The sequence below is a fragment of the Chitinophaga eiseniae genome, from assembly GCF_900167135.1.
Classification (GTDB): Bacteria; Bacteroidota; Bacteroidia; order Chitinophagales; family Chitinophagaceae; genus Chitinophaga; species Chitinophaga eiseniae.
Genome location: NZ_FUWZ01000005.1, coordinates 127,403 through 150,977, shown reverse-complemented (window position 1 = coordinate 150,977; position 23,575 = coordinate 127,403). Strand labels below are relative to the sequence as shown.

At 50.4% G+C, this 23,575-nt stretch carries 21 protein-coding genes, 1 tRNA gene and 1 riboswitch; of the genes, 6 read left to right on the top strand and 16 right to left on the bottom strand.

Features of this window, described 5'->3' with window-relative positions; genetic code table 11:
* Window positions 1-2: 2 nt before the first annotated feature.
* The 4 genes from B5D63_RS26780 to B5D63_RS26765 all read right to left on the bottom strand — a co-directional run bounded on the left by B5D63_RS26780 (window position 3) and on the right by B5D63_RS26765 (window position 4,648).
* Entirely contained in the window at window positions 3-1,139 is a 1,137-nt protein-coding gene (locus B5D63_RS26780) for an efflux RND transporter periplasmic adaptor subunit (protein ID WP_078672354.1), read from the bottom strand.
* An 18-nt stretch (window positions 1,140-1,157) separates the two neighbouring features.
* Window positions 1,158-2,492 (bottom strand): TolC family protein, encoded by a 1,335-nt coding sequence (locus B5D63_RS26775; RefSeq protein ID WP_078671941.1) that lies wholly within the window; start codon window positions 2,490-2,492, stop codon window positions 1,158-1,160.
* Window positions 2,493-2,875: 383 nt separating this feature from the next.
* Window positions 2,876-3,775 carry a lipoyl synthase gene (gene lipA / locus B5D63_RS26770; RefSeq protein WP_078671940.1) on the bottom strand — a complete coding sequence of 300 codons (900 nt, stop codon included), beginning with the start codon at window positions 3,773-3,775 and terminating at the stop codon, window positions 2,876-2,878.
* 36 nt (window positions 3,776-3,811) lie between these two features.
* On the bottom strand, window positions 3,812-4,648 hold the full coding sequence (locus B5D63_RS26765) for a hypothetical protein (RefSeq protein ID WP_078671939.1): 837 nt from the start codon (window positions 4,646-4,648) through the stop codon (window positions 3,812-3,814).
* Between the two features lie 186 nt (window positions 4,649-4,834).
* Between B5D63_RS26765 and B5D63_RS26760 the strand changes: the two genes are divergently transcribed.
* Window positions 4,835-5,242 (top strand): OsmC family protein, encoded by a 408-nt coding sequence (locus tag B5D63_RS26760; protein WP_078671938.1) that lies wholly within the window; start codon window positions 4,835-4,837, stop codon window positions 5,240-5,242.
* Between the two features lie 166 nt (window positions 5,243-5,408).
* Here B5D63_RS26760 and B5D63_RS26755 read toward each other — a convergent pair whose 3' ends face one another.
* Window positions 5,409-6,695 (bottom strand): DUF2851 family protein, encoded by a 1,287-nt coding sequence (locus B5D63_RS26755; RefSeq protein ID WP_078671937.1) that lies wholly within the window; start codon window positions 6,693-6,695, stop codon window positions 5,409-5,411.
* Between the two features lie 129 nt (window positions 6,696-6,824).
* A riboswitch (SAM riboswitch) is annotated at window positions 6,825-6,945 on the top strand.
* A gap of 173 nt (window positions 6,946-7,118) precedes the next feature.
* Here B5D63_RS26755 and B5D63_RS26750 point away from each other — a divergent pair.
* Together B5D63_RS26750 and B5D63_RS26745 are read left to right on the top strand one after the other, a co-directional pair.
* Complete coding sequence (locus B5D63_RS26750; RefSeq protein WP_078671936.1) at window positions 7,119-8,297, top strand: trans-sulfuration enzyme family protein; 1,179 nt, start codon at window positions 7,119-7,121, stop codon at window positions 8,295-8,297.
* Between the two features lie 63 nt (window positions 8,298-8,360).
* Complete coding sequence (locus B5D63_RS26745; protein ID WP_078671935.1) at window positions 8,361-9,542, top strand: homoserine dehydrogenase; 1,182 nt, start codon at window positions 8,361-8,363, stop codon at window positions 9,540-9,542.
* A 79-nt stretch (window positions 9,543-9,621) separates the two neighbouring features.
* Here the strand turns inward: B5D63_RS26745 and B5D63_RS26740 are convergent, their stop codons facing one another.
* From B5D63_RS26740 to B5D63_RS26725, 4 genes are all read right to left on the bottom strand, one after another.
* Complete coding sequence (locus tag B5D63_RS26740) at window positions 9,622-10,221, bottom strand: Maf family protein (protein WP_235021634.1); 600 nt, start codon at window positions 10,219-10,221, stop codon at window positions 9,622-9,624.
* Complete coding sequence (locus B5D63_RS26735) at window positions 10,209-11,177, bottom strand: geranylgeranylglycerol-phosphate geranylgeranyltransferase (protein WP_262488173.1); 969 nt, start codon at window positions 11,175-11,177, stop codon at window positions 10,209-10,211. The genes B5D63_RS26740 and B5D63_RS26735 overlap by 13 nt, the downstream gene beginning before the upstream one ends.
* Entirely contained in the window at window positions 11,164-11,685 is a 522-nt protein-coding gene (locus tag B5D63_RS26730) for a KdsC family phosphatase (protein ID WP_078671932.1), read from the bottom strand. Before B5D63_RS26730 ends, B5D63_RS26735 begins: the two co-directional genes overlap by 14 nt.
* Before the next feature lie 140 nt (window positions 11,686-11,825).
* A complete protein-coding gene (locus B5D63_RS26725; RefSeq protein ID WP_078671931.1) occupies window positions 11,826-12,590 on the bottom strand; it encodes a Rossmann-like and DUF2520 domain-containing protein in 765 nt (254 codons plus the stop codon).
* Window positions 12,591-12,887: 297 nt separating this feature from the next.
* Between B5D63_RS26725 and topA the strand changes: the two genes are divergently transcribed.
* Both topA and B5D63_RS26715 read left to right on the top strand, forming a co-directional pair.
* Complete coding sequence (gene topA, locus B5D63_RS26720) at window positions 12,888-15,242, top strand: type I DNA topoisomerase (protein ID WP_078671930.1); 2,355 nt, start codon at window positions 12,888-12,890, stop codon at window positions 15,240-15,242.
* A gap of 6 nt (window positions 15,243-15,248) precedes the next feature.
* A complete protein-coding gene (locus tag B5D63_RS26715; RefSeq protein WP_078671929.1) occupies window positions 15,249-16,121 on the top strand; it encodes a transglutaminase-like domain-containing protein in 873 nt (290 codons plus the stop codon).
* Between the two features lie 98 nt (window positions 16,122-16,219).
* On the opposite strand, the gene B5D63_RS26710 is transcribed toward B5D63_RS26715, so the two are convergent.
* The 5 genes from B5D63_RS26710 to B5D63_RS26690 form a co-directional block, all read right to left on the bottom strand.
* On the bottom strand, window positions 16,220-16,501 hold the full coding sequence (locus B5D63_RS26710) for a hypothetical protein (protein WP_078671928.1): 282 nt from the start codon (window positions 16,499-16,501) through the stop codon (window positions 16,220-16,222).
* 27 nt (window positions 16,502-16,528) lie between these two features.
* Window positions 16,529-17,842 (bottom strand): ribosome biogenesis GTPase Der, encoded by a 1,314-nt coding sequence (der, locus tag B5D63_RS26705; protein WP_078671927.1) that lies wholly within the window; start codon window positions 17,840-17,842, stop codon window positions 16,529-16,531.
* A 36-nt stretch (window positions 17,843-17,878) separates the two neighbouring features.
* Complete coding sequence (era, locus tag B5D63_RS26700) at window positions 17,879-18,748, bottom strand: GTPase Era (protein WP_078671926.1); 870 nt, start codon at window positions 18,746-18,748, stop codon at window positions 17,879-17,881.
* A 117-nt stretch (window positions 18,749-18,865) separates the two neighbouring features.
* A tRNA-Met gene (locus tag B5D63_RS26695) sits at window positions 18,866-18,937 on the bottom strand.
* A gap of 109 nt (window positions 18,938-19,046) precedes the next feature.
* Window positions 19,047-19,454 carry a single-stranded DNA-binding protein gene (locus tag B5D63_RS26690; protein WP_078671925.1) on the bottom strand — a complete coding sequence of 136 codons (408 nt, stop codon included), beginning with the start codon at window positions 19,452-19,454 and terminating at the stop codon, window positions 19,047-19,049.
* 356 nt (window positions 19,455-19,810) lie between these two features.
* On the opposite strand from B5D63_RS26690, the gene B5D63_RS26685 reads away from it, so the two are divergent.
* Complete coding sequence (locus B5D63_RS26685; protein ID WP_078671924.1) at window positions 19,811-22,186, top strand: TonB-dependent receptor; 2,376 nt, start codon at window positions 19,811-19,813, stop codon at window positions 22,184-22,186.
* Between the two features lie 147 nt (window positions 22,187-22,333).
* On the opposite strand, the gene B5D63_RS26680 is transcribed toward B5D63_RS26685, so the two are convergent.
* Both B5D63_RS26680 and B5D63_RS26675 read right to left on the bottom strand, forming a co-directional pair.
* A complete protein-coding gene (locus tag B5D63_RS26680; protein WP_078671923.1) occupies window positions 22,334-22,618 on the bottom strand; it encodes a hypothetical protein in 285 nt (94 codons plus the stop codon).
* A gap of 322 nt (window positions 22,619-22,940) precedes the next feature.
* Window positions 22,941-23,285, bottom strand: coding sequence for a hypothetical protein (locus B5D63_RS26675; protein ID WP_078671922.1), 345 nt, complete (start codon window positions 23,283-23,285; stop codon window positions 22,941-22,943).
* Between the last annotated feature and the right edge of the window lie 290 nt (window positions 23,286-23,575).

Genomic DNA, 23,575 nt, shown 5'->3' with positions numbered 1-23,575 from the left:
AACTATTTCTTCTGCGGCGCGCCCTGTGCGGGTGGCATTCCTATCTGTATCCGGCCGCTGTCACGCAGACGCTGGAAACCTTCGGTGATCACTTTATCACCGGCCTGAATACCGTCCATGATCACGATTTTATCGGCGATCTTCGGTCCGAGGTGTACCTTTTTCTGTACGGCGATGGTGTCTTTGGCCACGAACACAAAGTATTCACCCATTTGTTCGGTAACGGCTTTATAAGGCAGCAGCAGGCGATGGCCGGACTGCTCGTTGAGTACCTGTAGTACGCAGCTCATGCCGTCTTTCAGCTGATTTTCAGGATTGGAGAATTCGATCCTCACCTTCACGGTAGCGGTCTGGTTGTCTACGCCCCTGTCGATGGCCAGTATGCGGCCGCCATGCCGGTACATGGTACCATCGGGCAGCTGCAGGCGGAAAGTGGAATCGCCGGCGCCAATGCTTTTACCCTGCAGGGCAGCGAAGCGGGAGAGGTCTGTTTCGTTGATCACAAAATCCACTGCGATCGGGTTTTCGCTGGAGATGGTATTCAGCAGCGTAGTGCCGGGGCTTACCTGGGCGCCCAGCCTTACCTGGGAGATACCGATACGGCCGGTGAACGGCGCTTTTACGAGGGAATAGTCCAGATCGGTGCGAACAGCCGCCAGGTTGGCTTCTGCCGCTGCCAGCGCGCTGCGGGTAGTTTCCAGGGATGCTTCCGCATTGTCCAGGATCTGGCGGGCTACCGCATCCTGCTCTGCGAGGCGCTTGTAACGTTCATCATCTTTTTTGGCCCTGTTGTAGTTAGCCTTCGCACTGGCGATATTGGCTTCTGCCTGAAGATAGGCAGCCTGGTATTTGCGGCGGTCTATTTCATACAGGGGTTTTCCTTGCTGCACAACTTCACCATCCTTAAAGAAGATGCCGGTGATAAAACCGGCTACCTGGGAACGCAGCTCTACGTTGTTCAGTGCGGTGACGGTAGCGGGGAATTTATCATAATAAACGGCCGGCGCTTCGGATGCCTCCGTAATATTAACCGATGTAGGGGGCATGGCTGGCGCTCCTTTCTGGGCTGGCCCTTTACAGGCGGCGAAGCCCAACAGGCCGGTAGCGCTGATTAAGACAAAGTGGTTCATTTTTTTCATATCCGATCCGGTTACCATTTAATAATTAGCAGTTAAGGTTCCTAATGCTTTTTGCAGGTCTATCTTACTGGACAGCACCTGGTACATAGCGTTGTAATAACTCAGTTGCGCCGTGCGCAGGTCTGTCTCTGAGATCAACACATCGAGGTAAGTCTTGATGCCTTCCTTGTATTGCAGTTGCAGCATATTATAGACGTCCTGCGCCATCGCCACGTTTTCTTTCAGCGTATTGAAATCGTTCAGGTTACTTTTATACGTAGCCATCGCCTGCGCGTACTGTGTATTGATCTGGTTTTTCAGCGTAGCGAAATCCCAATCGATGCGCTGCAGCTGTAGCTCGGCCATTTTGATATTATGTATCCGCTTGCCGCCCTGGAAAATGGGGAGCGACAGTTTCAGCCCCAGCAGCGAGTTAGGATAATCGGTGCTGTACAATTTGCTGAAGGTCTGGTTCTGCCAGGCGAAGTTGTAATTCACAAAAGCTGACACAGAGGGCAGGAAGCTCCATTTGTTGTATTGCAGGTTTGCTTTCTGCAGGCGCTGTTGTGTTTGCAGTTGTTGATACTCGATCCTGTTCTGATAGTTGGAAGTGAGCGTGGTGTCTTCTCCCGTCACCAGCTGCACCATCTGTGTAGTATCATAGGCCAATGGTACGTTACCGGCGCTTTCCGGGTAGCCCATCAGTTGTTTAAGGTACACTTGTTTGGCGGTGAGCAATTCGCGGGCTGACTTCTGCTGGGCGCGTGCGTTGTTCAGCGAGATGCTGGCGCGCTTAAAGTCGATCTTGTCCACAGTACCGCTTTCATACTGGTTGCGGGCATCTTTGAGGCTGCGTTCCAGCCTGATGATGTCTTCATCCAGTACCTGTATCTGCTGGTTGGTCAGCAGAATGTCATAATAAGCTTTGCTGACATCGGCCACCACGTCTATCTGGTTACGGACGGTGTTCTGCTTACTTTGTTTTCGTACAGCCTTGGCCGTGTTGGAGGCCAGTAACAGGTCACGGGTAAAGATGTTCTGGTTAAGTCCAAAGGCCGCATTGGACGTGTTGGCCACACCTACTTTGGTTGGGTTACCGCCAAAAATGGAGGTGGGCAGTTCCAGGTAGTGCTGGATGTTGTAGTCCAGGTTGATCTGAGGATACCAGTCGGCCAGCTTGCTTTTGACGGTCCTGTCGGTGATGGCTTCATCCAGCTGTGATTGTTTCAGCACGGGCTGATGGGCCAGGGCATACCGGATACAGTCCTGCAGCGTGGCGCTGGTTAAAACGGAATCGGCCGGTTGCTGCGCATACAGCGGTGGCGATAACATGATCCCACAAGCGGCTGCCAAAAAATAAAATGCTCTTTTCATAAAAGGCTTTTGTCATTCAGTTCTTCATTGTACCAATCGTGAGCACAAAGCATCTGCAAGCGCACCCGCTACAGGTGTTCATGCTCATTAATGCTAAAGATTTCCTCTGCACATAGTCAACCGTATTCAGTAATGACCACGACATGTTGCAATCGCAGGAAAACAGGCAGGTTCGATAAATTGCTGCTTATTCAGGTAACACCGTGGCATAGTCCACAGGCGGGTTTGACCTTTTGAACAACATCCAATAACAGCGAAGTAGGTAGGGTAACAGGTGATCTGTTACTTAGGTAAAATTAAAATTGAGGCGCTAAGATAACCTTCTCCAAACAAAAATCCACCCATTGGGTGGATTTTAACAATTACTTGAAATTCTTTCCCGGTCATCCTTTATTACGACCGCTGAAAATATGTTTCTCTGCATGATAGGAAGATCTTACTAACGGTCCGGCTTCTACGTAGTCGAGTCCCATGTTGTAACCGATCTCGCGTAACTCGGCAAATTCATCCGGATGTACGAAGCGGACTACCGGCAAATGTTTGGGAGTAGGCTGCAGGTACTGGCCCAGCGTTACTACGTCACAACCGTTGTCGTAGAGGTCCTGCATGGCTTGTACCACTTCTTCCTTGGTTTCTCCCAGTCCGAGCATGATACCGCTCTTGGTACGCATCCCTCCTTCCTTCAGGCGGCGGATCACTTCAAGGCTGCGGTGGTATTTGGCTTGTATCCTTACCTGTTTGGTGAGGCGTTCCACTGTTTCCAGGTTATGGGAAACGATTTCGGGTGCCACGTCAATGATCCGCTGCAGGTTTTCCCATTGGCCACGGAAGTCCGGGATGAGGGTTTCCATGGTGGTCTGTGGGTTCAGCGCCCTTACGGCGTTGATGGTATTGGCCCAGATAATGGAACCGCCATCTTTCAGCTCGTCCCTGTCTACGGAAGTGATCACCGCATGTTTTACCTTCATAAGGTAGATGGCCTCGGCTACACGCTGGGGCTCATCAAAGTCCACGGCTTCCGGACGGCCGGTGGCCACGGCGCAGAAGCCGCAGCTGCGGGTACAGATATTGCCCAGGATCATGAAAGTGGCCGTGCCGGCGCCCCAGCACTCGCCCATATTAGGACAGTTGCCGCTTTCGCAGATGGTATGTAATTTATGGGTATCTACCAGGTTTCTTACCTGTTTGTAGTTTTCGCCTATCGGTAACTTAACGCGCAGCCAGTCTGGCTTCTTCACTCTGGTGGTGGCTGGTTCTGCTGCTATAACGGGTAGTTCTTGCATCGTTAACTCCTTTCTTTAAAAAAACAAAGTTAACACTTATCTCCTATTCCAGCGCTTACCAAATTGCAAGCTAACATATGCATTAAAAAAGAACTGTTTATCTTTCTGTTCTGCCATAATCTGTATCTTTTTTGAATACACTTCGGCATTCACGCCTACCTCAAGGGCGCTGACAATTTCATTGAAATGGGCCCAGTCGAAACGGAGACCGGCCCGGGCGTGCAGTCCCGGTACAAAATTCAGATCGCTCCATCCTTTACCGAAACCGGCGGCGCCGATGATCTTGTCTTCCTTGAGGAAGTTATTGTCCGGGTTGTTGGGGTCGTATTTTACTTCCCTTTCAGGCCCGTCCTGGCTCTTTACGTTGACATAATAGGGTTTGAGCAGCCCCAGCGTAAGGCCGCCATAATAAATGGCGTCCACTTCCACCCCGTTTTTATTGGCTTTGCCCCCGATCAGGTAGCGCTGACCGATACCCAGCTTGGCCTGGTAGAAATTATTCACTTTACCATATATAAAAGGCCTTTCGGTAAAGGAAAAGCCGCTGCCGCCGGTACCCTGGCGCTTGGTTTCCTTGGGGTCCTTTTTCTCCGCGAATTCAAACTGGAAATAATTCACCACCTTCCGGCTCTTGCGGTAGCCCATTTCCACAAAACCGGACCAGCCATCGGTATTCAGACGGGCGCCCACGGAAAAGTCGCGCTGGAACAGGTTCTCCCCCTCTTCCTGCTCACGGAAAACGGAGATCCGTTTCAGTTTACGCTGTTCTTTTTCGCTTTTTTTTGAGGAGGACGTAGATTCCCGGCCTGTTGTCTGTGCGTACAACCCGCCGCTGATGGTTGCTAAAAATAGGATGATGTATAATTTCTTCACAGTGAATGGGCTATTATTGTAATAAATAAACGCTTGAACAAAGGTATTGTTATATTAATATTACAAACGTACCTAATTTTTTTTGAGTTTGCCAGGCCATCTTCTCCGGTATTCCTGATCTACTAAAAATACATTTATTTTACGGTTGAAATCAAACCGCTAAAACATCTCCTAAAAATAAAAACTATGGCAACAGCTGAAATAATTTATAACGGCGATCTGAGAACCACCGCTACGCACCTGAAATCCGGCTCTGTGATTGAAACCGACGCCCCGACAGACAACCAGGGCAAAGGCGAACGCTTTTCCCCTACCGACCTGGTAGCCACCGCACTGGGCAACTGTATGCTCACCATCATGGGCATCAAGGCAAGGGATAGCCAATGGAACATCGAAGGCACCAAAGTGAGCGTCACCAAGATCATGGGCACCGACCCACGCCGCATCACCGGCATCACCGTGGTTTTTGACATGCCGGCCGGCCACAATCTCGGCGAAAAAGAGAGGACGATCCTTGAAAGGGCCGCCCATACCTGCCCGGTAGCCCACAGCATCCACCCGGACATCAAACAGGAGATCACGTTCAACTGGTAGCTGTTCTCGCCAAGCGGCTAAGAGAGCAAAGAGCGCTAAGTTTTCTAAGATTGATAAGAAAAAACAAAGGAGCGGAGGTTAAAATATGATCTCCGCTCCTTTGTTTTTTCTTATTAAATCTTAATTAATCATAATTAATCTTAAAAGCTTAGCGCTCTTTGCTCTCTTAGCCGCTTTGCGTGAGGATTCGCGTCCCTACTGCACATTCGAGGCATCTTTTCTGTTCACAATAGTATTGTTTCAGCTCCAGCATGGCCTGTGAGCCGAGTGCCTGTCCGGGCGCCACGCCCAGCTGTCCCCACTCCCGGATGACATGGTTGTCTTCCGGTGGCAGTTCGTGCAACAGGCTGAGTGCCAGCTCCTGGTAATCGGGCTGTTGCCCCTGCCGGCCGTACAGGTGCATCAGCGGCAATACGCTGTTGATCAGCACGGCGTGCAGCGCCTGCCTTCCCGGCTGCCGTGCCTTCCTGACGGGGTGATCGAACCGGTAGTGGGTGTGCCAGTACGAAGAAGGGGGTACGAAAAACAGCTGTTCCAGCTGCCGCCGCGCTGCCACTTCCAGCATGGCGGTAAACAACCGGCGGCTGCGTTGCAGTAGCGCTGCCAGGGCGGCTATGCGCATAGAGGGAAAAGAAGACGGGCGCATCCGCAGCCAGCGCCAGCTATGTGCCGGCAACGGTTCCAGCCGGTGTTCTTCCCGCAGCCGGCGGTATTCCTGCTGTAACTGCAAAGGATATACGTCGGAAAATACCGTTTCCAGCATGCCCGCCTGCCCGAATAGCAGCGCTTCCGTGGCCAGCGGCCGGTGGTGGTACTGCTGCAGCAGCCGGTAGGGCAGCGACTGTGCCAGGGCCAGGAAAGCCGGGGTGTTGACCGGCGCGCCGTAACTGCGGGCCACTGCCCAGTAGCAGGTCTCTTCCCAGTCGTGGCGGTTGACCGACAACCAGTGCTGCAGCTCCTGCTGCCGGCGTTCCCAGCGCTGCGCCAGCAGGCGGTCCTGCCAGGAAGTCCATACCAGCGACGGCACGCGGCCGGCATGGGTGCTGCAGGGGACAAAAGCGGCCGATTTTCGCAGTTCCTCGTAACGTTGCAGCAGCAGGTTGGAGATATACGGCTGCAGCTCCAGGCAGCGTATATGCCCGCCAATGCCGGCGGGCAGGTCGTGCACATACACGACGTGTAAAATGATATGCCCGTACTGCGCATTGCCGGCATGGCCATGCCGGTGCCAGTCAGACGAGCGCAGATGCAGCTCCACCGGGCCTGCCCATAAAACGGCGCCGATTTTTATACGGGCGCCCGTAAAATCCGGGCCGCTATGATGATTGTGGGTACCGGGGCTGATCACCTGCACCGTTTCGCCGGTGGTGGTCACCAGGCCTTCGTGCCGGTACAGCCGGCACTTCCAGATATGCTGGAAAAGCGCTTCCGAGAGCGGGGGGTTAACGTACATAAGATATGGTTGGTCAGTCAAACAATACTACTAAAGATAACAAAACACGGGCGGCCCGAAAATAAATTTGTTGCCCAAATTTGGAAAATTGATAAAACTGCTGTTACCTTTGCACCCAGTTCTTAACATCACTTATCCAGAAAGGCGGAGGGACTTGGCCCTGCGATGCCTTAGCAACCTTTCCGGACCAGCATTTGGTCGGGAAAAAGGTGCTAATTCCTGCCCCGGTATTACCGGGGAAAGATAAGTTGGCAGAGATAAATCTTCACCAGATATATAATTGATTCAAAGCTCTTCCAACACCAGGAGGAGCTTTTTTTATGCCCTCTCCCGCCCACTTCCTGGAAAAAGGTTGTTAAAATAGATTTTTAATGATAAAGTTGCATTGCGCGACCATCGTGACATCATTAAAATTTTATTAACATGAAAACAGCTACACAACTGATTCACAGCATTCCGGTAGACGAGCTGACAGGCGCCATTTCAGTACCTATCTATCAGACGTCCACCTTCGTGCAGGAATCACCGGGCATCAATAAAGGTTTTGAATTTTCGCGGGCCAACAATCCCACGCGTAAAGTGCTGGAAGAGCTCATCTGTAGCCTGGAAGAAGGATATGCCGGCTTCGCTTTCGCCAGCGGCATGTCTGCCATCGACGCCGTACTCAAACTGCTGAAGTCCGGCGACGAAATCATGGCGGTGGAAGATACCTACGGTGGCATCTTCCAAATCTTCAACCACATGTTCGAACGCTTCGGCATCAAAGTAAATTTCGTGGACACCAGCAACCTGGACAAGGTATTGGCCGCCATCACGCCCAACACCCGTATCATCTGGCTGGAATCCCCCACGAATCCGACTTTGCGCGTCTCTGACATCAAGTCGGTCAGCAAGATCGCCAAACAACATAACATCCTGCTGGCGGTAGATAATACCTTCAGTACCCCGCTGCTGCAGCAACCACTGACGCTCGGCGCCGACATCGTGATCCACAGCGCTTCCAAATACCTGGCAGGCCACTGTGACGTGATCGCCGGACTGGTAGTGGTGAATTCAAAAGCGCTGGCCGACCAGATACGGTACAACCAGAACATCTCCGGCAGCATCCTGAGCCCGTTCGAAGCATGGCTCACCATCCGCGGCATTGAAACGCTCTACCTCCGGTTCGAGAAACAATGCAGCAATGCCAACGCCATCGCCAACTGGCTGGCCGCCCACCCGGCGGTGGACAAAGTGTTCTATCCCGGACTGGCCACGCATAAAAATCATCACATTGCCCGCAAACAGCAGAAGAACTACGGCGCGCTCGTCAGCTTCTCGCTCAAAGCAGACAATATCAAAAACGCGATCCGCATCGTTAACGCGACCAAGCTGTTTAAACTCGCGGAAAGCTTCGGCGGCGTGAAAAGCATGCTGGCCCACCCGGCCACCATGACACACCGCACCATACCGGAAGAATTCCGGAAAAAAACCGGGCTGCAGGACTCCTGCATCCGCCTCTCTGTAGGGATCGAAGATGCAGAAGATCTCATCAACGATCTGAAACAGGCGCTGGATAAATTAAACCATCCGGCAGGCAAACAAATTACTGTTTTACAATAGCTGTCAGCCGCTTGCGGCCGCCGCCGGAAACACTGACAGCACCAACCAATTATGAACTAAAGTATGGAAAACAAGATCATCAATCTGGGTATTTTCGGTTTCGGCGTCGTAGGCCAGGGCCTCTACGAGGTATTGAACAGAACTAAAGGGATTAATGCACGGATCAAAAAAATCTGTATTAAAGATCCCAATAAATCAAGACCTATCGACAGTAGCTATTTTACAACGGATAAAAATGAAATCCTTGAAGATCCTGCTATCGACGTAGTGGTGGAGCTGATCAACGATACAGAAGCCGCTTTCGACATCGTCAGCACAGCCCTGCGCAATGGTAAAGCCGTTGTCAGCGCCAGCAAACGCATGATCGCCGAAAACCTGCCGGCCCTGTACGAGCTGCAGTCGGCCAACAAAGTGCCTTTCCTGTACGAAGCCTCCAGCTGCGCTTCTATTCCCATCATCCGTAACCTCGAAGAATACTACGATAACGACCTGCTCAACGCTGTGGAAGGTATCTGTAACGGCTCAACGAATTATATCCTCACGAAGATATTCGAAGAAAACCTCAGCTTTGAAACTGCCCTGCAACAGGCACAGGAACTGGGTTTCGCCGAAACAGACCCCACCCTCGACATCGAAGGCTACGATCCGAAATTCAAACTCGTGATCCTGCTGCTCCACGCTTTCGGCACCTTCGTAAAACCGGAAGAAGTGTACAACTTCGGGATTCACCACCTCAACGATTTCGATATCCAGTTTGCCAAACAACGCAACTGTACCGTTAAACTGATTGCGCAATGCCGCCGCCAGAACGGAAGCGTGTTCGCCTACGTGCTGCCGCACCTCGTAAAAGAGCATAACCTGCTGTACGATGTATACAACGAATACAATGGTATCCTCCTCGAGAGCGCATTCACCGACAAACAGTTCTTCGTGGGCAAAGGCGCCGGTGGTACCGCTACCGGCAGCGCCGTACTGTCAGACATTTCCGCGCTGCTTTACAATTACCGTTATGAATACAAAAAAATCAAACAGAACAACCAGCCCAATTTCACCAATGATGTGAAACTGAAAGTATACCTGCGCTACAAAACACCCGATCAGGTAGACCTGGCCGAGTTCTTCAACATCTCTGAAAAATATGAATCACCGGAGTGGAGATATGTAGTGGGTACCATCAACCTGCAGAAACTGAAAGATGCAGGCTGGCTGAAAAAGAAAGACGTCAACCTGTTGGTCCTCGAATAAAATATTGGTGCCATCGGCACAACCAACCACTTATGCGGGCCAATCCTTTCGGATTGGCTCATTTTTTTGCCCCCCGGCCCTAAGACCGGGATGTGGGGATCAGGTTGAGTTCTTCTGCTACCTTGCTGACAGGCAGCCCCATAACATTATAAAAACAGCCATGGATACTGTCAATACCTACCGCGCCGATCCATTCCTGGATAGCATAGGCGCCGGCTTTGTCGTAGGGTTTGTAGTTATCCACATAATACGTTACCTGCTCGTGGGTGAGCGGCTTAAAATGTACCGTGGTCGTCTGGGAGAACGTTTTCTCCGTACCGTTGCAACGGATCACTACGCCGGTGATCACGCGGTGTTCGCGGCCACTGAGCGCGGTGAGGATACGTACCGCATCGTCGCGGTCTTTCGGTTTGCCGATGATGGTTTCATCGAGCACCACTACCGTGTCCGCAGCAATGACGATCTCTTCAGGCTGACAAAGCGACGCTACGGCCGCAGCTTTCTGTTGTGCGATATGAACAGGGATCTGTTCCGTGGCCAGGCCGGGAGGATATGTCTCCGCGGTTTCCACCACTCTCACCTCGAAAGGAATGCCTGCCTGTTCCAGCAACTGTTTTCTGCGGGGCGACTGGGAAGCCAGTACTACGGGAGCGCCTTTGTACATCTCTATAAATAACATTTAAAAAAGATCATAGATAAAATTCCGGTCAGCATCACCCATTTTACCACGGAGCTGACGCGGTGATAATGTTCCGGCAGATGGGCCTTCTTCAATAACACGTAGGCATATACGCAGGGCGCCTGCACCAACAGCAACAGGTAGGCGATGGCGATATACCAGCCCAGCAGCCATACCCTTATCTCTACGGCGATGATGGTCACCTGCAACGCCAGCAACAGTATATTGCACAGCCTTTTAGCCGGCAGCACGCCCCAGATGATGGGGATGGTACGGCAGCCGTCTTTGCTGTCACCGATCATGTCTTCCAGGTCTTTCACTACTTCGCGTACCATGGAAATGATAAAGGCAAACAACGCATACACACCGATGATCTGTATCAGTTTACGGCCGGAGGGCGACATAATGGCTTCGAAGCTTTCATAGATCTGTTTCTCGTAAAAGCCCACCACAGATACTGACAGGGCGGTCAACAGCGAGATGACCACATTACCGATCAGCACCTGCCGTTTGAAGGAAGTGGAATAAAACCAGAGCAGCAGGGAGCAGATCACCTGGGTAAAGCCCAGATAAATCTGGCCGGTTTTCCACGCCACGATAAAGCCCAGCGACACGCCCGCCATATTAAATATGGTATGCCATGCCATGGCCCAGCGGCGGCTGATAATTTTATCCAGCACCATCTTGTCCGGTTTATTGACAATATCGATGTTGATATCGAAATAATCGTTGATAATATAACCCGCGGCCGCAATGAGTACGGTGGAAAGGCTCAGCAGCACAAACTGCACCACCGAGAGGGAAGGCTCTTCGCCGCTGCTGTGCAACACCGGCTCCACCACGCAATACTGCAATAAGAACTGGGTAAGGGTAATATAAATGAGGTTGGGATATCTCACCAGCTTAAAAAACGCAGCCCAGAGCTTCATAGTGTTCTGTTTATTATTTCGATGCAATGCCTTCGTCCATCAGCCAGTGATCATTGAGCTTCAGGACTTTTTCTATTACCTCCCTTACACAACCTTGTCCGCCTGCTACCGGGGATATATACCGGGAGATGCTTTTGATCTCGCTGACCGCATCAGCCGGACAGGTAGGCAGGGCTACGAGCTGCATCACCTGGTAGTCAGGGATGTCGTCGCCCATATACAGGATTTCGTCCCAGGTGAGATCATGCTCAAACACATAATCCTGGAGTTTTTCCTTCTTATCATGAATACCGGTGTAGATGTCGGTGATCCCCAGGCCCTGCAGCCTGCTGACCACACTCTCCGATCTTCCGCCGGAGATGATGACCACCCGGTACCCTTTTTTAACGGCCAGCTGTAAGGCGTAACCGTCCTTAATATTCATTTTGCGCGACATTTCCCCGCCGGGCAATAACTGCAGCGTTCCATCCGTCAGCACCCCATCCACGTCCAGCACGAAAGTGGTAACAGGCTTGAATAAAGCTAATACGTTCATCCGGCAAATGTAATTACGAATTACGAATTACGAATTACGAATTTAGGGTTCTGCCGGAATTGCATTTCATTATTTTATGATAAAACAAGGCAACTAACCAGCCCGGTCGTAATTCGTAATTCGTAATTCGTAATTCGTAATTATTTTTTGTGGAACTGGTAAATAGCTTCGCTCATCACTTCGTACATCCGTTTCAGCTGTTCGTCGCCGGCCAGCAGGGCACGGTGCAGGGCCATGGTCGTTTCATCATTACGGAGGGCCGGACCCGTTTGCACCGTCTCCGGGGCGTACCGCTCCAGCCGGTCGAAAGTCTCCTTAATAATAGGCTGCAGCAAGGAGAAGTCCAGCTGCTCCCGGTCACAGTAGGCTTTTGCCTCTGCGAAGAGGTGGTTGGTGAAGTTATTGCACAGTACTGCGGTGAGGTGATACTTCAGGCGCTGGTCCGAATCGGCGATGGTGATGCGGGAGGCCAGGCTGCCGGCTACCGCCTGCAGGCGTTTCAGCACTTCGTCATTACCCGCTTCCAGCATGATGGGGATGGGCGGGTAGTTTTTGAGTTCTTTGCGGATGGACTGCAACGGGTACAGCACCCCGGTGTTGACCGAAATCCGGGAAATAGCGCTCAGCGGTACCGCCCCGGCCGTGTGGGCCACGATCCTTTTGCCCAGGCGGAGCTGATCATTCAGCTCCGGGATGGCAGCGTCGCTGACGGCCAGCAGGTATACGTCCGCTTCCATATTAATATCCATCAGGTCGATGGTGAAGGAGGCGTTGAGCATCTCCGACAGCTCCCTGGCATGGTCGGCGTTACGCCCCACCACCTGTTTTATCTGGTGGCCATGCAGTTTTAACAACTGTCCGAAACAATGGGCCACATTTCCAGTGCCAATGATTACAATATCCATAAACTAAAAATACAAATTACACGTGAGCAATCGGCAATTACAACCTTCTGATTATAAATTATGATTATTTATTCTTTGTAAAGATTTATCATATGACAGGTTCTCTACAGGACAAGTTCACCTGTTTTGGGGACAACCAGTATTCCGTACATTCGTCTTCCTGATCCGTAATTCGTAATTTTACCTTTAAAGACGCCTTATTTTTTATTTTGAAGGTACTTTTATATAATTGCAAAATCCTATTAGTATTTATTTTACGATTTTTTACGTATTTAGCAGCACATTAAAGAAGCATACATGGCAAAAAATTTAGTTATAGTGGAGTCCCCGGCAAAGGCCAAGACCATTGAAAAAATTCTGGGCAAGGACTTTGAAGTCAAATCCTGCTTCGGGCACATCCGTGACCTGGAGAAGGACGACATGGGGATAGACATCGAAAATAACTTCAAGCCTAAATATGTAATACCGGAAGATAAAGAAAAGGTGGTAAAAGACCTGAAGAAGCTGGCAAAGGAAACCGATGAGGTTTGGCTGGCAACGGATGAGGACCGTGAAGGGGAAGCCATTTCATGGCATTTGTGCGAGGTATTGGGCCTCGATCCGAAAGAAACCAAACGCATCGTATTCCACGAAATCACCAAACCGGCCATCGAAAATGCGGTACAGCACCCCCGTAAGCTCGATATGGACCGGGTAAACGCTCAGCAGGCCCGCCGTATCCTCGACAGGATCGTGGGTTTTGAGCTCTCCCCTGTGCTATGGAGAAAAATGAGCATGCGTAACTCCCTCTCTGCCGGCCGTGTGCAGTCAGTGGCTGTACGCCTGATCGTGGAAAGAGAACGGGAGATCAACGGTTTCACCGCCGTCAGCACCTTTAAAGTGGAAGCATGGTTTACCGGTAAAGACATCAACGGTAAAAACATCTCCTTTAAAGCGGAAGGCCCCAACAAGTTCAAAACAGCGGAAGATGCGGAGAAATTCCTCAAAGACTGCGTCAGCGCCGTCTATTCCGTAAAAGACATACAGGTAAAACCCGGCAAAAAATCACCTGCCGCCCCTTTCACCACTTCTACCCTGCAACAGGAAGCCAGCCGCAAACTGGGATACAGCGTATCCAAAACCATGTTGCTGGCCCAGAAACTGTATGAAAGCGGTTTTATCACCTACATGCGTACTGACTCCGTCAACCTCTCCGATACAGCGGTAACGGAAATCGAAAAAGCGATCAAAACCAGCTTCGGCGACCGCTACCATCAGTTCCGCAAATTCAAAAACAAAAATGAGTCCGCCCAGGAAGCGCACGAAGCTATCCGTCCTACCTACATGGAGAACTCCACCGTAGACGACAGCGACACCCGCAAACTGTACGAGCTGATCTGGAAACGCACCATCGCCAGCCAGATGGCCGACGCTGAACTGGAAAAAACCATCGCCAAAATCAGCATCTCCACCAACAATGAGGAGCTCACCGCCAGCGGTGAAGTGCTGAAATTCGACGGCTTCCTGAAAGTATACATGGAAAGCCACGACGATGAAGATATCAACGAAGACGAAGCACAGGAAGGATCACTGCCGCCACTGGCCGTGAAACAGACGCTGGACCTGAGAGAAATGAAGGCCACCGAAAGATTCTCCCGCCCTGCGCCCCGCTATACAGAGGCCAGCCTCGTTAAAAAACTGGAAGAACTGGGCATCGGCCGCCCGTCTACCTACGCCCCTACCATTACCACCATCCAGAAAAGAGGATATGTGGAAAAAAGGGACAAAGAAGGCATAAAAAGAGAATTCCGCATCCTGATACTGAAAGCTGATCAAATCAGCCAGCAGACAGACAGCGAAAATACCGGCGCCGAAAAATCCAAACTGTTCCCCACCGATCTCGGCATGATCGTGACCGATTTCCTCAACCAGTACTTCAATTCCGTGATGGACTACGGCTTCACCGCTAAAATTGAAGAAGAGTTCGATGAAATCGCCAACGGCAAGAAAGTGTGGAACAAAATGCTGAAAGAGTTTTACAGCCCATTCCATAAAGATGTGGAAAACACGCTGGAAAACGCCGAACGCGTAAAAGGCGAACGCCAGCTGGGCGTGGAAGAAGCTACCGGCAAACCGATTGTGGCCCGTATGGGACGTTATGGCCCGATGATCCAGATCGGTAAGGTAGAAGATGAGGAGAAACCCCGCTTCGCCAAACTGAAAACGACCCAGAGCATCGAAACCATCTCCCTGGAAGAAGCGATGGAGCTGTTCCGCCTGCCGCGCAACATCGGCCAGTTCGAGGATTCAGAGGTAATCGTCAACATCGGCCGCTTCGGTCCATATGCGCAACACGATAAAAAGTTCTATTCCCTCAAAAAGGAAATGGACCCGTACACCGTGGAACTGGACGAAGTAGCGCCGCTGATCGTGGAAAAAAGAGCCGCCAAAGACGAGCGGACCATCAAAATATTTGAAAAGGAGAAGATCCAGATCCTGAAAGGGCCTTATGGTCCCTACATCAAACAGGGCCTGAAGAACTTCAAGATACCGAAAGAGAAAATTGACACCGCTGCGGACCTGACCGTGGAAGAAGCCAAAGCTATCATTGAAGAAGCCAAAGCTAATCCGCCTAAGAAAAAAGCACCGCCACGGAAGAAGAAAGCTGAATAACCCGACATGCACGAAAACAAGGAAATAAATGCATTGTTCCACCTGTTGGATGATCCGGACCAGGAAGTATTCGACACCGTCGCCAGCAAAATACTGCTGTACGGTAAGGAGATCATTCCCAACCTGGAGAATCTGTGGGAGAATACCGTGGATGAATCCATACAGGAGAGGATAGAACTGCTGATCCACCGGGTCCATTACCAGGACCTGCAGGCTGCCTTGCGTGCATGGAGCCAATCGGAGCTGCAGGACCTCATGCAGGGCGCTATCCTGGTGGCCCGCTACCAGTTTCCCGACCTGGCGCCCTCTCAGATCCTGAACGAAATAGAACGCATTAAACGCAATATCTGGCTGGAGCTGAATAACTACCTGACGCCGCTGGAGAAGATCAATGTGCTTAACAGCATGATCTATAATTACTTCGGCCTGAAAGGGGAAGAAGTCTCCTATCAGCGGAAAAACCAGTTCTTCATCAACCAGGTGATAGAGTCCAAAAAAGGCAATCCCGTTACCAACGGGATCATCTACCAGAGCCTGTGCGCCATGCTGGACCTGCCGGTATATGCGGTGAATATCCCCCGGCAGTTTATCCTTGCTTATTTTGATACCTTCATCGATTTTGATGAACCGATAGATCCGGATGACCAGCGTATCCTGTTTTTCATTGATCCCATTCAGGGACAGATCTATACCCAGCAGGATGTGGACACTTACCTGAAAAGAGTTTCCGTCCCCTCCGTACCGTCTTATTTCAAACCGCAGTCCAACAAACGTATCATTCAGTTTCTGCTCGAAGAGCTGGCGAAATGTTTCCGGGACGACAAAGACGCTTACCGCCAGGATGAGTTAAGCAATCTCGCCTCCCTGCTCGAAGATTAATTACTGCATTTAATATATGCCCAATAAAAAAGCCGATTGCTAAGCAATCGGCCTTTTTATTCTTGCAAGAATTGATATTATTTAGAAATAATATTCGCTTACTTAGCAGGAGTTGCAGCAGCAGAGTCAGCAGCTGGAGCTACAGTAGCAGCAGAATCAGCAGGAGCTACAACAGCAGCAGAATCAGTAACTGGAGCTACAGGAGCAGCGTTCATAGTGTCTACAGTAGTAGCAGTAGAGTCAGTAGCAGGAGTGCTACCACCGTTACAAGCTACGAAGAACATACCAGCTGCGATTGCAAATACAAATACTTTTTTCATTTTAGTTTGTTTTATTTTTTTAAAACCGCGGCAAAGGTATAGAATAATTTCAGAATACAAAATCTATTCATTCCCTTTTTTTACGGCCTATTTTTTCCGGAAAAAGATCTTCACAGGGACACCACTGAAATTGAAGTTGCTACGGAGCTGGTTTTCCAGGTAGTTCCGGTAGGGCGCCTTCACATCGTCTGGCAGGTTACAGAAGAACGCAAACGCCGGTGTGTGGGTAGGCAGCTGTGTTACGTATTTGATACGGATGGGCACACCTCTTACTACCGGTGGGTGATACGCTTCTATCGCTTTCAGCATCACCTCGTTGAGGCGGGCTGTCTGCACTCTGCGCAGGCGATTTTCGTACACGTCCAGCGCTGCTTCGATTGCTTTGAAGATACGTTGCTTCTCTATCACGGAAGTGAAGATGATGGGCACGTCGGAGAACGGCGCGAGGCGGCCTTTCAGTTCTTTCTCGTAGTCGCGGGCGGTGTTGGTGCTTTTTTCCACCAGGTCCCATTTGTTGACCAGCACCACTACGCCTTTACCCTTACGGGCGGCGAGGCTGAAGATGCTGAGGTCCTGTGCGGTAATGCCTTTTTCGGCATCCAGCAGCAGCATGACCACGTCTGCTTCATCGACCGCTTTGATGGCGCGGATCACGGAGTAGAACTCCAGGTCCTCGTTCACCTTCTGTTTACGGCGGATACCGGCCGTATCGATCAGGATGAAGTCTTTCTGGTACATATTGTACCGGGTATGGATGGTATCGCGGGTAGTGCCGGCGATATCGGAAACGATGTTGCGGTCGGCGCCTACGAGGGCGTTGAGCAGGGAGGATTTACCTACGTTTGGCTGGCCGATGATGGCGATTTTCGGTACGTCTGCTTCCAGGCTGGGGTCTTCCATATCGTCGGTGATATGGGACACCACGGCGTCCAGGAGTTCACCGGTGCCGCTGCCGCTCATGGAGGAGAGGAAGAAGGTATTTTCGAAGCCGAGGCTGTAGAATTCGTTGGCTTCCAGCTGACGCTGGGCGTTGTCTACTTTATTGACAACCAGGTACACCGGTTTGGAGGTACGGCGCAGCAGGTTGGCCACATCGGTGTCGAGGTCTGTGATACCGGTAGACACATCTACCATGAAAATGAGTACGTTTGCCTCGTCCATGGCCACTTTCGCCTGTTTGCGGATTTCCCGCTCAAAAACATCATCACTGTTGGTCACAAACCCGCCGGTATCGATCACGTTGAAAGATTTGCCGTTCCAGTCGGCGATACCGTACTGACGATCGCGGGTAACACCGCTCTGATCGTCTACGATAGCGCGGCGCTGTTCCAGCAAACGGTTGAACAACGTTGATTTGCCCACGTTCGGGCGGCCCACTATAGCTACTGTAAATCCAGCCATTGTATTATTATGATTACTACTTTTTAAAATTACAACCTAGTACCCGTATTCTTTCAGGTACAGGTCATTATCCCTCCATTTGCCGCGTACTTTCACAAACAGTTCGAGGAACACCTTGCGTTCGATGAATTTCTCGATGTCCTGCCTGGCCAGCGTGCCCAGCTCACGGATGGATTTGCCTTTCTCTCCGAGGATGATGCCTTTCTGTGTGTCACGGGTAACGATGATCTCCGCCGTTATCTTGGTCAGTGTTTCCTTTTCCTGGAACTGGGTCACGATCACGGTGGTATGATAAGGGATCTCTTCTTCAAACAGCTGGAAGATTTTCTCCCGGATCATTTCCGCCACGAGGAAACGTGTAGACTTGTCCGTGAGGGTATCGTCCGGATAGAAGGCGTTGCCTTCGGGGATCAGCGCCACGATCTCCTGCATCAGTTCCTTGATGTTTTTCTGCTGGCGGGCAGAGATAGGTACTACCACTTTGGCTTTACCCCAGGCCCTGGCTTTCTCCAGCAGCGTGTCCATGTCTGCTTTGGAGAGGTTGTCCATTTTATTGAGGATGAGGATGGCCGGTACTTTGAGCCGCAGGGAGTCGAACAGTTCGAGGTTCTCTTCCAGCGAGTCTTTCGCGTCCATGATGAGCAGGGCCACGTCTGCGTCTTCCAGTGCGGACTTCACCGCACCCATCATTTTCTCGTGCAGTTTGTATTTCGGGTCGATGATACCCGGCGTGTCCGAGAATACGATCTGGTAACCGGGCTCGGTGATGACACCGGTAATACGGTGCCTGGTGGTTTGCACTTTGGGAGATATAATAGCCAGCTTTTCGCCGATGATGGCGTTGAGCAAGGTACTTTTCCCCGCGTTGGGCTTACCGAATATGTTTACAAAACCTGCTTTGTGCATGACGATCTAATAATAAAGGCTGTGCTGCTTTTTCTCTACTCAAACTTACGGAAATAAAAAAAGCCGAATTTCTTCGGCTCTTTCTGGTCTCTTTACCAGCGCTGATGCGCTCTTTTGTAGCGAGGAGCGGATTCGAACCACTGACCTTCGGGTTATGAGCCCGACGAGCTACCTCTGCTCTACCTCGCAATGAGGGTGCAAAGATAGTATTAATTTCATTTGCACCAAAACTTTTTTCAAAGAAATTTAAAAAGCCAACCATAACCGGTTGGCTTTCATATTGGAATGCATGTACATTTTAGAAGGGCAGATCATCGGCGGGTTGTTCTTCCACCAGTTCCTGTTCCGGAACGGCCGGGACCTCTACAGGGGCAGGGCGGCGTCTTTCCTCATCCTTACGGCTGAGCAACTGCATGTGGTACACCCGGAGCCTGACGGCCGCGGCGGGCTGGTCCGTCCGGGTAATATACCCTTCTACCCTGGGGCCGCCTTCTACATATACCAGCGTACCCTGATGCAGATGGGCTGCCATCATCTCCCGGTTCCATAAAGAGCAGTCCACCCAGGTGGTACGTTCTTCCAGCACCCCTTCGCGGTTGCGGAAACGCTCATTAACGGCCACCGGAAAATTAAGCACCACATTGCCGTTCACTTCTTTCCTGACAACGTCCCGGCCCAGGTAGCCGATAAACTGTAGTTTAATCATCTCATAAAGATTTAATGGTTAAAAATGAATACAAGATGATTGAGAGAAGTATAAAAGGAAATTAAGGATTTTTTTGTTTCACGCAAAGAATTATCACGCAGAGAATTATCACGCAAAGGATTATAAGAGAGCAAAGCGGTAAAGGGCCTTTTGTTTATTGTTTCACGCCAGGTCCGCTAAGAAAGCAAAAAGGCGAAAGATGTTTTTTTATGCTACCTTCGTGCCTTCGCAGGGACTTACTTGTTCCCCTGCCATGTATGGGGTGCCTTACTTTTCAGGCTGAGATCACACCCACAGAACCTGGACCAGGTAATGCTGGTTAGGAATTTGAAAAAAAGAAAACAGACATACTAGAAATGAAACAGCTGATGTTGCTGGTGCTGCTGTCTATAGCAGGCACTTTACATGCACAATCCCTTGTTACTGGTACCGTTACCAGTAAAACCAACGGTAAGCCACTGGAAGGCGTTACCATCTCTGTGAATCAAACCGGCGCCTTAACAGACAGGCAGGGGCACTATGCCATCCATCTCCCTAAAAAAGGACATTATACGCTGCTGGCCAGCTATATCGGGTACAAATCATACACCATCACCATACAGGCCGGCAACGGCGCACAGGTGGCCGACATTAGCCTCGAAGAAACCGGTCTGCTCGTAAAACCCGTAGAGATCACCAGTCTCCGCGCCGGTAAAAATGCGCCGTTCGTCAACAGCACCCTCACCGCCGCCGACATCAAAAAAGGCAACCTCGGTCAGGACCTGCCCCAGCTGCTGGATCAGCAGCCCGGCGTAGTCACCAGCTCCGACGCCGGAACCGGCATCGGTTACACCGGCATGCGCGTGCGCGGCTCCGATATCACCCGCATCAACGTGACGGTCAACGGTATCCCCATCAACGACGCGGAATCACAAGGCACCTTCTTCGTGAACATGCCCGACTTCGCCTCCTCCGTCAGCAGCATCGAACTGCAACGCGGCGTAGGCACCTCCACCAACGGCGCCGCCGCTTTCGGCGCCACGCTCAACCTCAGCACCAACGAATACCGCGAGAAAGCCTATGGCGAAATCAGCAGCAGCTACGGCTCGTTCAACAGCTGGAAAAACACCGTCAAAGCCGGTTCCGGCCTCATCAACGACCACTTCACCATCGACGCACGCCTGTCTAAAATCAGCTCCGACGGATATATAGACCGCGCCACCTCCGACCTGCGCTCCTTCTACACCTCCGCCGCCTACATCTCCCGGAAAACAGCCGTCCGCCTCAACGTTTTTTCCGGTAAAGAAAAAACCTACCAGGCCTGGAACGGCGTGCCCGAAGCCATGCTTAAAACAAACCGCACCTATAACTCCGCCGGCACCAAAAAACCCGGCACCCCCTACGATAACGAAACAGATAACTACCAGCAGGACCATTACCAGCTGTTCCTCAATCAGGAAATCAATTCCAGCCTTAACTTCAACGTAGCCCTCCACCTCACCCGCGGCCGCGGCTACTACGAAAACTACAAAGCCAATAAGGCCCTCAAAGATTATGGTCTGCCTCCATACAACCACAACGGCACGATCATCGATACCACCGACCTCGTGCAACAACTGTGGCTCGACAACTACTTCTACGGCAGCGTGTTCTCCGTCAACCGCACCGGCGAAAAATTCAACTGGAGCCTCGGCGGCGGCTGGAACCGCTACACCGGCGACCACTACGGCAAAGTGATCTGGGCTAAAGCCGGTATCGACAAAGACCACGAATACTACCGCTACCCCGCCGATAAAAACGATTTCAATATTTACTGGAAAGGAGAATATAAAATCACCGAAGCCCTGCGCCTCTTCGGCGAACTACAATACCGCAACATCGCCTACAACATGGACGGCTTCGAAGCCGCTCCCGCCTACATGCCGCACGTGAAGTACAATTTCTTCAATCCGAAAGCCGGCGTGACTTATTATCTCAATCCCGCCAGCCGCGTGTTCGCCTCCATCGCCCTCGCCAACAAAGAGCCTAACCGCGTGGACTTCGAATCCAACTACGGCGTAGCCGAACCCAAACCGGAAATGCTCCGCGACGTGGAAGCCGGTTACTCCTGGAGCAACAACATCGCCTCCCTGCAGGCCAACGTGTACTACATGAACTACAAAAACCAGCTGGTGCAAACCGGCCAGCTCACCGACGTAGGCGCCTATGTACGCACCAACATCCCGAAAAGTTACCGTATGGGCGTAGAGGTAAGTGGCAACGTGAAACTGGGCAATATCTTCTCCGTGGCAGCATCCGCCGCACTGAGCCAGAATAAAGTGCTGAACTACAGCGCCATCTCCTACGACAGCAACTACGTAGAACATACCCAAACCTATCATAAAACAGATATCTCCTTCTCCCCCGCTTTCGTCGGCGGCTACACCCTGACGGCCCGTCCGCTGAAAGGACTAACCGTAGACCTGATCGGCAAATACGTCAGCCGGCAGTACATGGACAACACCTCCAGCAAAGCCGGCAGCCTCGACCCCTATTATGTGAACAACCTGCGGTTTAATTACGTAGTGCCGCAACCGTTATTCCGCGAGCTGGGCGTGCAGCTGCTGCTCAACAACATCTTCGATGCAAAGTATGAACCGAACGGCAGCACTTACAGCAGCTATGACCTGAAGCAGAACAGGGTCGTGTATGATAGTTACTACTATCCGATGGCAGGGTTTAATTTCTTTGTGGGAGTGAATGTAGGGTTTTAAAAGAAGGATTTTTGAAATAACCAGCACCTTTCCAATAGGTGCTGGTTATTTTTTTTTGCAAATCGCTAGTACTGTAAACAGCACGACTGATGACCTTGTTTTTATGACGGACTCTATTGTATATGAGATCCTGTCGATCGCGTCTATCTACGCACACGTTATTTCGAAAAACATGTTATCAGATCTTACTTCCAAAAAATTAATCGCCTTTTGGTAGATATCCCCTTCGAAAAATAAAGACGAAAAATCTATGCTATCCGTCATACTGGGTTGAATACGATTATCCTTCAGAAAAAATCCATCTATCCCAAACAAATGAATATTTTCATTTCCACACGCCTTTACAAACTCCAAGGCAATTTCTCTGGAATAAAGGAATATTCCGGCTCGTTCCACTGCTTTTTCTATAAAAATTCGTTCAACTTCCTTCATGAGGAGTAAATTTATACTTTGTGCCTTTTGTCCTGAAATTAAACCTAATCCAATACTCGGAATATTCCTCTATTCTCCTCTAATTAGTTAGTGTCTCGGGTTCAACTTCAACTGCTCTATATCCAATCAATTCAATAGGCCAATGACGTTGTAATCCGCTCTGCAATCTTTGAAAAACTATCCAGTTCTCTCTTCTGGGTCACTTGCAGAACCCCCACTTTTGAAGCATTATAAAAAACAATCATTCGGCAATATCTCAGATCACTAAGAGACCCAATTAAGTAATCCAAAAAACCAATACTCTTTCCCGAAGATGTTTTTCCTATTTTTTCTGCACAAGGGTAAATGTGCTATCACCATCTGCCTCTGACTTCTGTTGCCACTGTAATAAAGACTCCATAAAATCTTCCTGTCTGTCTTCCAATTTAATTTCATGCACAGATAAAGTCATCCAGGAAGAAGTATCCGGTGCCCCCTTATATGTCACATAGAGTAGCTCCCCTTTCGGGAAGGATGGCATATCTTTATAATCGATCCGACCCTGGGGTACCGCACATTTAATAATAAAAGCAGGATTCTCATTGTATAACACCCAGGCATTGTCACGAGGCTTTTCATGACAGCTAATCAGAAGTAGTAAAGCCCAACCAAAAACTTGTAGTTTCATAGTACATCTATTCTGTTGCCAACACTGTCTGCCCTATGGCGGATTTCAATTAAAACAAGAATACCAGTGACGTCATCAGGATTAACAATTCTTGCATTATACCTGCAACTACCTACAAAGCAAAGGAGTGATAACAGAAAGACCACTTTATTCATCAACTGGGACATTTCTTTTTACAGTAGTTTTAGATCGTTCACAACTATCTTAAACTTGCGGTCGTGCATAACCAGAAAGCGCCCTATTACATTATTTGTTTGAACAACCAATAAAGATCATCCCGGCTTTACCAG